This is a genomic window from Belliella filtrata, assembly GCF_022549775.1.
GTDB lineage: Bacteria > Bacteroidota > Bacteroidia > Cytophagales > Cyclobacteriaceae > Belliella > Belliella filtrata.
This window is the reverse complement of sequence record NZ_JAKZGP010000017.1, coordinates 28015-42687: the sequence shown is the minus strand read 5'-3', so window position 1 is coordinate 42687 and position 14673 is coordinate 28015. Positions and strand designations below refer to the sequence as shown.

The following is a 14673-nucleotide window of genomic DNA, read 5'->3' as shown; positions in this document are numbered from 1 at the left end:
TTTCTTCATCTTACTTTACTTCATATTTCACTTTTGCACCAAGTTTGATTGCTAGAGATTCTAAGTAGGACTTAAAATAGGCCTCGTCTGTAAATCTTTCGTCAGCCAGCTCCCATGCTGCCACTGCATAGTAACTCAACGTCTGACCATTCTGCAATGCAAATTTTGCCAAAAATGTATTTGATAATGAACCTTGCTTGGGAGCATCAAAATATCCCAAATAGTTTTGTTTTGGCAGTATCAATGCCAAACCTAAGTACCATTCCTTTTCATAAGTCTGAAGGTCGTGTGTATACAAAACTTGAAATTCTCCAACTTCAAATTGACCTAACGGTTTACTTGTTCTGCTATTTACCAATCCGATCAATAATTCTTCATCACCTTCCAATCCATCAAAGCTAATTGTATTCTTGTATCCATGCATGCCAGGCCAGATGGATGTATATTCTTTCACTTGATAGGTTCTGTTAGTATCTTCTGGCTTCCAGTCATGATAATCAAACCTCATCAATCCTCTAATTGGACCATTTTCAAGTACAGCATAATCAGTGGCTGCTACATTGTTCAATGAGTCTTGCTCTGTTACACCTAACCTTGCTAGCTTATCACCTATTTTCAAACCAAATCCACCAATTCCCACAGAGTTACCTACAGACAATATATCCCTACCCCATTCCTCCATGACATGATAATCGTCTTCGGTCACTCCTTCTGCGTTGATCCCTACATTGTCTGGAGACATGTATTTGACTTTTTTACCAAATACATCTTTTGAATTTCTACCATCTAGATAATGCCTAAAACCAACACAGTCATTTTCCCAAGAAGGGCCATCGGTCTGATACGGCTGATATCCCATGACGCCTGGTAGCATATCAGGATAGAATGTATGAGAAGTGGCAGCTTTCACAATATCTTGCTCCGATGCCCTTACTCCAAAGCGGACATTTACTCTTTTTTCAAATATTGGCTGATTATCTATAAGCAATAGTCTCACCTTACGCCGTTCTTCTGCCTTCAATGAAATCAGAAAGAACAACTCATCAGGCTTTCCATCATCATCTTTATCTCCAAAAAGAGCTGGAATGGTATCATTCATTTCTGTAAGAATCACAGGAAACAATTCTAATGATTCTAAATCAGAAAAATCTTCCAAAGGAATCGTTATTGCCTTTTCTTCCAAATCAAAAGCCTCTTCATTTGTAAGTATAATTTCATATTTACTAGATTCCCTTTGCTGATCACACGATGTCAAAGCAATGAATAATGCAAAGCTAAAAAGCCAGTTATAGTTATATTTTTTCATTTGCTCTCAGGTTATTTTAATGTAATGGTATGAATAAAAGGGCTCACACCTGTCAGATAAACATGACTACCTGATGTGCGCAATGTTCCAAAATGCACAGTGTACATTTCACCATCTAACCTGTATATGTTTTCGTGCTTTTTGATCCCTGGACCAAAGGTGATAACATCCTCACCAAACTGATATGTACCCATTCCCTCTTCCAAAAATCTATTCCCAAAATCATCAACTACAGAGCTTACTCCTTGAAATTCACCGCCCTGCTGAAAGCAAAGCTCAACGGTAATAAGAACACCCTCCAGCCCACTCACTTCAATATGCAGATCTGCCTGACCATTTTTCTCTTCTACTGTGATTTTACTTTCAAGGGTTTTCACATTGCTCACTGGCCTGTCTTCAAAAGACATCTTACTCCAAAATCGGCCATCCACACTTGGTCCTAGCTTATAGTCGCCAGTTGTATTTCTTTTATCCTTTGGTAACGGTTGATAGTATGGAGCTTCTAATTTTTTGTAAAGAATATACTTATTTCCATCTACTTCAAGACCTTCGCTTCTAAAATGTCCCATACTAAAAAATGCAGAAGACATTCTCATGTATTTAAGAACGGCTTTTCCTTTACGATAGGAGAAAAAGTTGGGACTAACCGATCTACCAGACGCTATGATCAAAGGCCAATCTACTCCGCCGAATACAGTCATTGCCGTATCTCCTCTCCTGATCCTAGCCAAGCTTGAAGTAGGGAAAACTTTTGCAAAATCTCTTGGAAGTGGTGATGAAAGAGGCATTTCCTCTTGAAGAATTTCATGTTCCATGAAATAGTAAAGACCACCAACTATAATTTCCTTATAAAAATCATCAAAACCTTCAATTTGTCTTGCAATACCCGCAAAGAATTGGTTTTTGTCTTTAATTGCCAAATATCTAAAACTCAGGTATTGAGAGACGATACTTTTGTGACTGTACTGATCCTGGCGTCTAGAGTCAAAGGTTACCAAATCACCATTTGGCTCCATATAGTAGTAGGACATCTCTAGATTCTTCCTTACTGGATCTAGTAATTCTTCCTTATTGAGTAGTTTAGCCATGGTGATAAAGGCTTCATTCTCGACAGCAGAGTAGTTCATACTACGCTCTGGGTAATGTCCATCTTCATCGATAAAAATACCTTCATCTAACCAATCTTCTATACGGTCTACGTATCGCTGATCGGGGTAAACATGATGAATTTTGGCCAAAGCAGCACTTAGTACCCACCGGTGATTGGGCGTATGTATACCTCCTGTCACTAAAGCTTCACCTGCATTGGTCACAAACGCTTTAAGCTTTGCTTTGACTTCAGGCAAACCCTTATGTTGTGAATCTCTCAAAATCTTTGCAGCAGCACAAAGTGGCTCCATCACAAAAGCCGTGTCCGGAGGAGACTCCAAATTACCAGTATTCATGGTACCATCAGGTCGCTGTTGGGATAGTAAAAAAAACACAAGCCCTTGCATACGACCTAGGACTTTTGAATCTTGGAAATAGGATGAGTCAGGATGGCAGAAACTTGCAGTAAGCACCGCAAAGTCATAACCAAGCTGTCTTACATATACTTTTGGATTACTATTTTCTGGCAAAAGTAATTTACTAACAAGCTCATCATTAGATTTGATCAGCTTAGACAAAATCCTTTGATCAACCGACCTGTTGTTTACCTGGTTTGCCCATACTACCGATTGGAAAGGCATCAAGGAAGTAATTAAGCCAAAGCTCATTGATTGTTTTATAAATGTTTTTCTCGAAATATTTTTCATAGGTATTTATATTTGGGAGAGGTAAGCTTTCATTTCACCTGGTAAATCGTCGAAAGTTAACTTAGTACTGAGAAAGAAACTTCTTAATAGAGATCATTTGACAATTTTTGTCTCATAAAGTAAAGTTCCATCATATGCTATTGCAAAAACGCTTACTTCTTCGACATTGACTGAGAAAACTAGAAATCCAAATTCTTGCTTGGAAAACTTCGTAATCGGAAGTTCTCCAACCTCGGTTGCCTCAGATGCTGAGCCTGAAATAAAATGATGAACTCCTCCATCTGGCAACAAATGCTGAAGACTGTGATCATGACCAGCGATATAAGCATCAACTTTATTGGATTCAAGAATATTCCTCAAGCTACTTCTAATAGCCCTTGTATCATAACCCTCTCTTCTTTTTTCACTTGCTGTGAACATGGGATGATGACCTATAACGAGTTTCCATCTTTTATCTTCCCGAGACAAGACTTCTTTCATCCAGCCGATTTGAGCTACTGTGTCTTGTGTTATCACATTTGGTCCATATTCCAAATTATTGTAAAACTCAGGAATCAGTGGATTGGTATCAATAAAAGTCAATTGAAGTACATCCTCTTTGTCTCCCCGCAGTTTGAAGTCTTTGGTATAATATCTCCCTGGCATCATCCATCTACGACTGATCTGCGTATAGGCAACTTGTGCATCTGGATTCCCCATATAATCATGGTTGCCAAGTATGCTATACCATTCTTTTTGGTGAGCATAGTCTTTGTAAATATCTTCGAATGAATAAAACCAGTGAGCATCTTGTGTACTGGCAACACCCTTGGGATAAAAATTATCTCCTACACTAATAAAAAACTGGGCGTGGATTTCTTTAGCTGTTTTTGCCATCTGATCTGCAACTTGCTTTTGATGATCGTCTCCATACCTTCCCCAGTCACCAATCACGATAAAATTCAGCGCATCTGATGAAATCCTGTCAGCTATGCCATGCTGCTGTGCAATAATAACATGAGAGAAAGCAATTGTAAATGTTACAAAAAAAAGCAGTCTCTTGTTTGTATCTAAAATAAAAGGTAATATCTCTAACTTCTTAAATCCCAACATATTTATATTTTTTGTATTTGGTTAAAAAAACAACTATATGTAGCTTCTGGTGAATTGCCAGATGCTACATATAGTAATAATTTATCAAAACTATTTTATTTTAATTGTAATCTGGGTTTTGGGATAATGCACCACCAGTAACATCAATTTCAGCTTGAGGAATTGGTCTCAATAAATGAAAAGGTCTGATGGCATTATTCAAGGCTGCGTGTGGATTATGAGCCAAGACCCTTTCTATTAACTTTCCAGTTCTCTTCAAGTCCATCCATCGGCTTACTTCTCCAGCAAGTTCTCTAGCACTTTCATCTAGTATTAGATCAATGGTAATTTGATTAGCTGTTATCGGAGTGTTTAATCCGGCTCTAGATCGGATCGCATTGATATGCTCGGCTGCTTTTGAAGTATTGTTACTGTTCAAATAGGCCTCTGCTGCTATTAATCGGGTCTCTCCTGCTCTCATAATGATCGCATCTCGCTCTCCGTCTGGATTGATTCCTGGATTTGTGTATGGCACACCTGGATCATCAAACTTTCTAAACATTGGATAATGAACTTGAGTAAAACCATTAGGAATAAAATAATTCGCTGGATTAACTACGACATATCTTTTTCCCTGAATTTGCGATTGAGCCCACGGCGTTTTTGGAAAATAAATCGAAGTATCTCCAACACTTATATTCGCTGTTGCATCATTTACCTCTGCCAGCATTAACCTTCTGATCGTTGCAGCCTCTCTTTGGTCTCCATCTTGATACAATGAGAAGAAGTATGGTGTGGGTGCCTGACCAAGTCCTCTGTGGTATAGCGTGGATCTTGTCTGTCCGGGATAGACATCATATACAAACTTGAACAACAAATGTCTACTATTTCCTACTCCTCTGGAAACTGGGTCTGAACCATAAAGTACTGCAAAAATAACTTCACTATTTCTTTGATTGGATCTCGATACCAATGATGCAAAGTCACCTACTAAAGGATGCGCACCAATCACTGTTTCAGCCAGAGCAGCTGCTTGAGTAAAATCTTGGGAGGTTCCAAAATTCTTGTAACCTCTAGTCAAAAGCACTTTTGATAATAAATGGCGTACTGCATTCTTAGATACTCTGCCGTACTGTGAAGGTGCATCTGGAACTCCTTGTAACGCATCATTCAGATCTGCTATAATTTGAGTATACACTTCCTCTTCAGTATTTCTAGAGAAATCTACAGAAGCACTTCGCAGTTCATTGAGAACCAATGGCACACCTCCAAAATTCTCCACTAAACTGAAATAACCATAAGCACGGAAGAATTTTGCTTCTGCTATACCAACTGTCCTTATTTGGTCTGTTAAACCAACTATCTCAGAAGATCTGTCTATAGCTGTATTTGCTGCGGATATCATTCTATAATTTACAAACCAATGATTAGAGACTGAACCATTCACAGGTCTGAGGTTTACATAGTCATTTAGCTCATTGATACCTGCTATAATATCTCCTCTGGTAAAGATATCGGTCCCATTGAAATCTAAATCATATGCACTTGTGACCGCACGCATTCTGTTGTAAACCTCAGCTACTAGCTGATGGAAAAACTCTGGATTCAAATTGGCTACTGCATCAGTTTCGCGTGATTTATTCTCTTCTTCAAGAAAATCACTACAACTGAATGTCACAAGTAACATTACAATCAAGCCAAGTATAGATAGATTTTTATTGATATTTTTCATTGCTTTGATTGATTAAAATTTAACATTGATACCCCCCATCAAGATTCTGGATAAATTGGCAGAACCCCAGCTGTTTCTTGCGGCGGTCTCAGGATCCCATCCTTCAAATGATGAGAAAGTAAATGGATTTTGAGCGGTAAAGTATAGTCTTAGACTCTGTACTTTCAAAGCATTGTTAATAGCTTCATTGAAGTTATATCCTAATGTGATGTAACCTACCTTTACAAAAGATACATCTCTATAAATCAATGGTTCTGCAAATGGTCCATCATTACTTGGTTGATGCCATTCGTTAGATGGATTGTTTGGAGTCCAGTAATTTGTCTTCAAGCTATTGAACCTCGCCAGTACATTGTAATAACCAGCATGGGACATGTGGAAATAACTCGTTGAAATCGCACCTTGGAGGGTATGTACAAAGAAGGTAAAGTCAAAGTTTTTATAATTGAACGTGTTCGAAATTCCTCCAGTCCAATCTGGAAGGTTGTTTCCAATGATGGTTCTATCATCAGCATCAATCACCCCATCATTGTTGATGTCTTTAACTCGTACCTGACCTGGTAGCTGACCGAAGCTCTGAGCTTGTTCTAACTCATCCAGCTGCCAAATACCATCAAAGGCCCAAGTGAAAATTGAACCAATAGACTCTCCCACTCGGTGAATATATGAACCACCTTGTACCCCAAACAATATCTCATCTGTCTGACCTGTCAACTTGGTTATTCTATTTCTATTTGCGGCAAAATTCAAAGAAGAAGTCCATTTGAAGGTGCCATTATCAAAATTCACACTATTCAATGATACTTCGATACCCCTGTTTGTAGCATTACCAATGTTTTCAAATACTCCTGAGTAACCTGTCAAAATAGGTGTAGGTCTAAAGAATATTATTCCAGTATTGTTTCTATTATATACATCAACAGAACCATAAACTCTATTTTTAAAGAAACCAAAGTCCAAGCCTAAATTAACTTCCTTGGTTCTTTCCCAAGTCAGATCTCTATTGATCAAACTGGTGATCGCAGCTGTTCTTATAGGTTGACCTCCCAAATTCACGAATGATGAATTATTTACAAGGGATTGAGCTGCCAAAGGTCCTAATCCACCACCTGCACCATTATTTCCCGTTTCACCATAACTGACACGCATTTTGAGGTCTTCAACAAGCTTTTGTCCTTTCATAAATGACTCATCTGAAATCCTCCAAGCAAAAGCTGCTGAGGGGAAAAATGCCCATTTATTGTTATCAGCTAGGATTGAGGATCCATCGTATCTACCAGTGACAGTAAACAAATATTTATCTTTCAAATTATAATTTACTCTAGCTGTATAAGACTCTAAAGTCTGCTTGGAAAGCCCACTGGTAACGTCCCTGATATCTGGCCCTGCCTGCATGTTATAAAACAAAAACTGATCAGTAGAAAAACCTCTTCTTTGCATTCTATAATTCTCATACCTATCCATGAACATTGAGTATACGAAAGTTGCGTTGATCACATGATCTTTACCAAATTCCGCATTATAATTTGCGATGTTATCCCAAGTATATGATATCCTATTACCATTGGTCACATCGGCTCTGGTGTTTTGAATGATACCATTTGTAGATTTATTGAATCTACCCCTATACTCTCCAAATCTCAAAAATTCGATGTTTGGAGAAAAATTAGAAGTGAATTTTAAGCTTTTAGTAGGACTAACAGACAGTGAAAGATTACTTAGATAATTCAAAGTACGTGTCTCCATTGTCATTGACTCTGGTTCAAACAATGGATTGGTTATGAAGGTCTCTCCTTCTATAGGGAAAAACTTAGGGCTGCCATCTTCCTCAAACGGTGACCCAGTAGGCCTCAATCTGTAAGCACTTCTTAATCCTTCTCTACTTCCTTCATTTCTTGTAGCGAATGAAGCATAATTACTAAATCCGACTGAAACATATTTTGAAAGATTAGCATTTACATTAGCTCTTAAATTGAAGCGCTCGTAATCTTCTCCTGCAAAAGTTCCTTCATCTTTTGTATAAGCTACCCCAAAACCATAGATAGAATTGTCATTTCCACCACTTAAGTTGACTGTATGGTTTTGTTGTGCTCCTGTTTCTGTCACTAAGTCTAGCCAGTTGGTAAATCTTCCAGCAGCAACGTTAGCCAACTCATTAGGTCTCATGAAATCACTCAGTACTACATCATTTACTGTAAAATCTCTATTGCCACCTGCCCACTGATTTCCTACTACTGCATCTCTAAAATATTGAAGAAAATCTTCTCCTTGCAACATATTCGGCACATTATAGGCCTGTCTAACTCCCACATAATTATCATAAGAAACCGTCAATTTACCCTTTGCTCCTTTTTTGGTTTCAATGATTACTACACCATTGGTTCCTCTCGAACCATAGATTGCTGTAGCTGAGGCATCTTTGAGGACATCCATCCTTTCAATATCAGATGGATTTAAGAAAGTAATATCATTCACAAAAATCCCATCTACTATAAACAATGGGTTTTGACCTGCACTAAATCCTCCTTGGTCAACCGTTTCGTTCGCATTGATTGTATTGGCACCTCTGATTCTGACATTGAACCCTCCACCTGGTTTGTTGTCTGTCGCTTGAATATTTACACCAGCAACTTGACCTTGCAGAGCCTGAAAGGCATTCACTTTGTTAGTTTCCCTGATATTCTCTGAATTCATCGACCCGACCGAGCCAGTTAGGTCACGACGTTTACTTTCTCCATAGCCAATCACGACTACTTCATCTAGCTGAGAAACATCTGGTTCTAACGTCAATTGGATATTGCTACGATTATTGATTTGTATTTCCTGGGTCAAAAAACCTATGAATGAAAATACAAGAGTTGAACTTGACGGATCATTGATGCTGATCGAGAAGGCTCCATCCATATCAGTAACAGCTCCATTTGTTGTTCCTTTTTCCATGACAGTGACACCTGGAAATGGTAGGTTATCTTCACCAGATATTACCACACCTTTGATTGTCGTCTGCGCACTAGCCGAAGCTATTGTCAGCAACCATAAGCCTATAGCTAGGCTCATCAATTTTAGGGCTGGATTCATCTTATCTCTGAAATCAAAATAAGTTATCCATTTTAAATGAGTAAGGGTTCTTTTCATTTGATTTTGGTTTATTGTTATTTTTATAAATTAAAGTTGACCTGTAATTGAGTTTTCATAGGATTAATTTTAGGACATAGGAATTCAAGTAGCTGAAATTCAGCCAAACAAATTAATTTTTTAGTAGTGTTTGTTAAATTGGATTGTTAGCCCTAAGATTTATCAATCTTTTGGGCACATGGCAGGTTTTCTTTTTCTTAATTTTGATACCCTATATGAGAGTATACAATTTTAGTTATCCGGGTGGGTTTAGGGTTTAATTTCAATACTCTCGAAACAACTCCTTTCTCTAGTGATGCGGAATATTTTCTATGCTATATTAGTAACAATTTTCGGCTGTAGCAAAAGAGATTTATGCAAAGGTTTGCACAAATAACAATCACATGAAAAGTTTGTTAATAAAGGAATTTTATGAGATTATTTGCTCAGGGATTAATTGATCAATTTTATCTTCTGAAAATTCCACAATTGCAACTGGACGATTTATGACTACAGACTGCTTTGCAGCAAGTGCTATCATCATAGCTTTGAGCCCATCTACACCACTTACTGGCATTGGTTTTTTTTGCAAAACAGCTTCAATGAATCGATTTAGCTCTATTTGATATGACATGGTGTATCGCTCCATAAAGAAGTTTAATGGAAGTGCTCCATGGGCTCCAAGATCGTTATATAGTATGTGTGTATCAGGCTTATTATTATCAACTTTAGCCATACCTTTTGATCCGAATACTTCCAACCTTTGATCATATCCGTAGACAGCTTTTCTGCAATTGTCTATCACGGCCATAGATCCGTCATCAAACTTCAAAGTAATCACTGCTGTATCGATATCCCCAGCTTCCTTCACATCATCTGATACGAAAGCCCCTGCTTTAGCAAAGACTTCTACGACTTCTTTCCCCATGATATACCTGGCCATGTCAAAATCATGAATGGTCATATCCAAAAACATACCTCCTGAACTTTTTAAATACGCTAATGAAGGTGGTGCAGGATCCCTACTTGTGATTTTAAGTAAATGGACATCACCGATCTTTCCTTCTTGCACTAAGGATCGTATTTTTTGAAAATTTGGATCAAATCTTCTATTGAAACCCAGCATTAACTCAACTCCAGCGGCATTCACTTCTTTAAGTGTCTCTATAACACGACTTATGGACAGGTCGTGGGGCTTTTCACAGAAGATATGTTTGCCCGCTTCAGCACACATAGAAATATATGCTGCGTGTGTATCTGTCGGTGAGCAAATGATAACAGCCTCGATCTCTGGATGCTGAATCAGCTCCTCTGGGCTCAGGTTTGGGAATTCAGTTGGATCTTGATAAAATGGATCAGAAATAGCGACTACTTCTGCATCATTAATTTGGTGTTTTAAATTCCCGAAATGAATCTTTCCAATCCTACCCATTCCGATCACACCTACTTTAACCTTTTTCATAGCAAATGTTATTTATTCTTTGACTTTCTTAAACGCTCATTACTTTACATTCAAATACACATTCAGTATGAACATGCTATTTGATATACCAATAAAAAATTTACATGGTCTTTGTCCTCACAGACTTATGTATGCACCAATCACAAACTAAATCCCAAAAAGGATTCTTAAGACAATTTCAGATGATTCTAATCACTTACAAGCCTAGTTTTTTGATATATTCCCTATTATGAATAGCACATGCCAGTGGGCTTCCCATACCTGGCAAGACATCTTGCTCCACTACTATCCATCCACTGTAATCTTTGGTTTTCAATATTCCAACTATCTCTTCAAAATCCACGGCTCCCTCACCTAGTTTGCAAAACACTCCTGCTTTGACAGCATCAAAGTAATCCCAATTCTGCAACTTACTTTGCTCTCCTATGCTTGGGTTATAATCTTTGAAATGAACATGCCATATCCTATCATAATGCTTATTTAATATATCTACAGGATTACCTCCACCATACATACAATGCCCCATATCAAGACATAATCCTAAAACATCAGGATTAGTCAATTTCATCAATCTGTCTATCTCTGAGGATGTCTCAATATATCCAGCGCAATGGTGATGAAATACCGTTCTCAAGCCATAAGTATCCTTAACTTTTTGGGCAATAAGATCCGCACCTTTAGCAAACACCAACCATTCCTCCTCTGACAACCCCATATGTTCACTAATTCTTCCTGCGTTAAGTGTCCTCTCTGGTACAGATCCATTTTCATCTGCTAATACAATGAATGCATCATTGAATCCCGCTTCAACGAGCAGTTTGGCAACTTTCAAAGCTTTGGCAAGCCCTGCTGCATGCTCCTCTTCGTCTGCCAATGCTACTGGCACAAAAGCACCAGGAATCCAAAAATCAAAGTTTTTTATAACGCTCTTAAGTTCATCTGGTTCAGATGGCATAAAACCCAAATCTCCTAACTCCGAACCTACATATCCTGAAGTTTTCATTTCGTCCAATACTTCATTATACCCTTTGGAATCTCCTTCAAGGTCAAACTCCAGGGCTCCCCACGAACAGGGTGCATTTGCAATTTTTATCTTTTCCATATACATTAAAATTTTCTGGTCCATTCTCTTGGCCAGCGTTCAATCACTACTTTGGTCTGTGTAAAGAACTCAATCCCATGTCTTCCTTGACCATGCAAGTCCCCAAAAAAGCTATCATTCCACCCACTAAAAGGAAATTGTGCCATAGGTGCAGCTACTCCAATATTAATCCCAATATTGCCAGCATCTGCTTGGTTTCGGAACTTTCTGGCACTAGCACCACTACTTGTAAATAGGCAAGCCATATTTCCGTAGCTATTGGTATTGATAAAGGAAATGGCTTCATCAAGATCTTTCATTGCCAAAAGGCTCATCACTGGTCCAAAAATCTCCGTCTTCACCAAGTTTCCAGTAGAAGAAACCCCATCCAAGATTGTGGGAGCTATAAAATTACCTTTGCTATAGCCATCTACTTGAAATCCTCGTCCATCGAGCAATAGATTAGCGCCTTCGCTTTTCCCCATTTCTATAAGCATCTCTACTCTTGATTTGCTTTCTTTCGAAATCACAGGGCCCATTTCAATGCTTTCATCCAATCCAAACCCAGTGATTTTCTTTTTCGCAGCTTCATAAATACTCTCTTTGACCTTACCACCATGATCTCCAACTACAATGATATTTGAGGCTGCCAAGCAACGCTGTCCAGCACATCCATACACACTATCTGCTATGATATTTGAAGTAACTTCTAAATCTGCATCAGGTAGTACGACAACAGGATTCTTAGCACCTCCCTGAGCCTGAACTCTTTTACCATTAGCTGCCCCTTTGCTGTAAATGTATCTGGCAACATTTGTGGAACCTACAAAACTCACAGCCTTTACCTTAGGGTGCTCCAACATGGCGTCTACAGTCTCCTTTCCTCCATGTACAAGATTTACCAATCCATCAGGAAGACCTATTTCTTGTATCAACTCAAACACCTTCATCAATGTCAAGGGTACTTTTTCCGAGGGCTTGATAATAAAAGAATTGCCACAGGCTATGGCATAAGGTAAAAACCAAAATGGTATCATACCTGGGAAATTAAATGGTGCAATACACACACAAACACCTAAGGCTTGGCGAATCATAAATTCATCCACTCCCCTGGCTATGTTTTCGGAAAATTCACTTTGAATCAGTGTTGGGGTAGCGCAGGCTGTCTCTACATTCTCTATTGCTCTTTGAAGCTCAGCACGAGACTCTATGATAGTTTTGCCACATTCCAAAGTGATGATTCGTGACAACTCCTCATGATGCTCCTCCAGCAAGGCTTTGAGTTTGTAAAGAGGCTGCACACGTTGCATGACCGGGACATTTCTCCACTCCAAGTATGCTGCATGAGCACATTGTACCGCTTGATCTAAATCTGACGCTGTACTTGGCCCAAAAGGGACTTGTGCCAAAACTTCTTGTGTAGCTGGATTGATGACTGAAGAAGTCTTAGGTTCTGAACTTGTCACCCAGTTACCATTGATAAAATTTTTAAGCTTTTCCATTAAATTTTACTAAGTTTTAAATAGATCCAAATATGATGTATACTGCAATGGTTATTACCACCAAAGCCAAAGACACCAATCTTGCATATTTCCATTGTGATAATTGAATATTACTAAGTCTGATTTTCTTCGAATCTTCAGCATGCTTAGGCCATAAAAAAGAAACTAGAAGCATGACTACACTATTGATCACGAATTCAATGCCCCATACATGTACAAAGTGAATGTCCGATTGAAGTACAAATGTGACGATGATGTAAAAACCCAAACCTACTATCAATGCTACTTTTGCTGCAAGCGCTGTGATCCTTTCAGTAAGAAATCCAGCTAACATGATCGATGCTATGGGGATAAAGAATATTCCATTGAGCTGCTGTAGCAATTGAAACAATCCTTCTGGGGCATTTGACACCAAAGGAGCAACTATAATGGAGATCACTGCCAATACAGTTGCAGAGATTTTCCCTGCTCTTACCAAGTTCTTATCTGAGACTGATGGGTGAATTATTCTTTTGTAAATATCAATGCTAAAAATGGTGGAAGCACTGTTCAAAACACTATTGAATGTACTCAGCACAGCTCCCATAAGGACTGCTGCAAATATTCCAGTCAAACTCACAGGCAGTACTTTTTTCACCAAGGCAGGATAAACTAAATCCTGTTCACTTATCAGGGAGTCACCAAAGTAATAAAACCCAATCACACCAGGCAGTACTATTATAAAGGGAACAAATAACTTCAGGACTCCAGTATAAAGCAGTCCCTTTTGGGCTTCTATAAGATTTTTGGCACCTAAAGCACGCTGCAATATAGTCTGATTCATGCACCAAAAGTATATTTGATTGATTATGAGGCCAGTAAAAAGCGTTTCGAATGGCAATACTGAATCAGCATCTCCGATTACACTGAATTTCTGTGGTTCATGTTCGAAAACCTGTAAGATTCCATTCAGTGGGTTTCCATCTCCAATGTAAACCAAAGCCAGAAGTGGTATAAGAATTCCTCCTATCATAAGACCATAGCCATTGATCGTATCAGATACTGCCACAGCCTTTAGTCCTCCAAAAATCGCATAGATAGAACCCAATACCCCTACGAACAATACTGTAAACCAAATCCCTTCTTGTCTGGAAACCTCCAAAATCTCAGAAACTCCAAACAAACTTTCTAAGTTGATCGCTCCTGTGTACAAGACTATAGGTAATAAAGTAACAGCAAATGATACCAAAAGGAAAAATGCCACTAGCGATCTTGTACTTGCATCAAACCTATCCTCTAGGTATTGAGGAATTGTCATGAGCCCCATTTTTAAGTATTTCGGTACAAAATACAAAGCAGCCAAAATCAGAGCTAAGGCAGATGTCACTTCCCAGGCTACTATGATAAAGCCATTTTTATATGATGAACCATTCATCCCAACCAAATGCTCAGTAGATATATTGGTCATGATCATAGAACCTGCTATGACCACTCCAGTGAGACTTTTTCCCCCAAGGAAATACCCTTCTTTGGTCGATAAATTCTCGCTTCTTGTTTTATACCAAGCATAGACAGCTACAAACAGTGTAAAGCCTACAAAGCTAAAGACAGTTAATGTCATAGGTTATTG

Annotated in this window: 9 protein-coding genes; all 9 read right to left on the bottom strand. The window is 38.6% G+C overall.

The features are described 5' to 3' along the window. Positions 1-10: 10 nt before the first annotated feature. The 9 genes from MM239_RS08645 to MM239_RS08605 all read right to left on the bottom strand — a co-directional run bounded on the left by MM239_RS08645 (position 11) and on the right by MM239_RS08605 (position 14664). Positions 11-1306, bottom strand: a complete 1296-nt coding sequence (locus MM239_RS08645; RefSeq protein WP_241347806.1) for a DUF4861 family protein — start codon at positions 1304-1306, stop codon at positions 11-13. A gap of 11 nt (positions 1307-1317) precedes the next feature. Then, the gene (locus MM239_RS08640; RefSeq protein WP_241347805.1) at positions 1318-3102 is read right to left on the bottom strand and encodes a hypothetical protein; all 1785 of its coding nucleotides are present in this window, start codon (positions 3100-3102) and stop codon (positions 1318-1320) included. Positions 3103-3195: 93 nt separating this feature from the next. Beyond that, the gene (locus tag MM239_RS08635; RefSeq protein WP_241347804.1) at positions 3196-4194 is read right to left on the bottom strand and encodes a purple acid phosphatase family protein; all 999 of its coding nucleotides are present in this window, start codon (positions 4192-4194) and stop codon (positions 3196-3198) included. A gap of 100 nt (positions 4195-4294) precedes the next feature. After that, positions 4295-5905 (bottom strand): RagB/SusD family nutrient uptake outer membrane protein, encoded by a 1611-nt coding sequence (locus tag MM239_RS08630; protein WP_241347803.1) that lies wholly within the window; start codon positions 5903-5905, stop codon positions 4295-4297. Positions 5906-5917: 12 nt separating this feature from the next. Beyond that, a complete protein-coding gene (locus MM239_RS08625) occupies positions 5918-9040 on the bottom strand; it encodes a SusC/RagA family TonB-linked outer membrane protein (RefSeq protein WP_241347802.1) in 3123 nt (1040 codons plus the stop codon). A 409-nt stretch (positions 9041-9449) separates the two neighbouring features. Next, positions 9450-10481 (bottom strand): inositol 2-dehydrogenase, encoded by a 1032-nt coding sequence (gene iolG / locus MM239_RS08620; RefSeq protein WP_241347801.1) that lies wholly within the window; start codon positions 10479-10481, stop codon positions 9450-9452. 196 nt (positions 10482-10677) lie between these two features. Beyond that, the gene (locus tag MM239_RS08615) at positions 10678-11583 is read right to left on the bottom strand and encodes a sugar phosphate isomerase/epimerase family protein (protein ID WP_241347800.1); all 906 of its coding nucleotides are present in this window, start codon (positions 11581-11583) and stop codon (positions 10678-10680) included. A gap of 5 nt (positions 11584-11588) precedes the next feature. Continuing rightward, positions 11589-13064 (bottom strand): CoA-acylating methylmalonate-semialdehyde dehydrogenase, encoded by a 1476-nt coding sequence (locus MM239_RS08610; RefSeq protein WP_241347799.1) that lies wholly within the window; start codon positions 13062-13064, stop codon positions 11589-11591. Between the two features lie 16 nt (positions 13065-13080). Further along, entirely contained in the window at positions 13081-14664 is a 1584-nt protein-coding gene (locus tag MM239_RS08605) for a solute:sodium symporter family transporter (RefSeq protein ID WP_241347798.1), read from the bottom strand. Positions 14665-14673 lie beyond the last annotated feature (9 nt).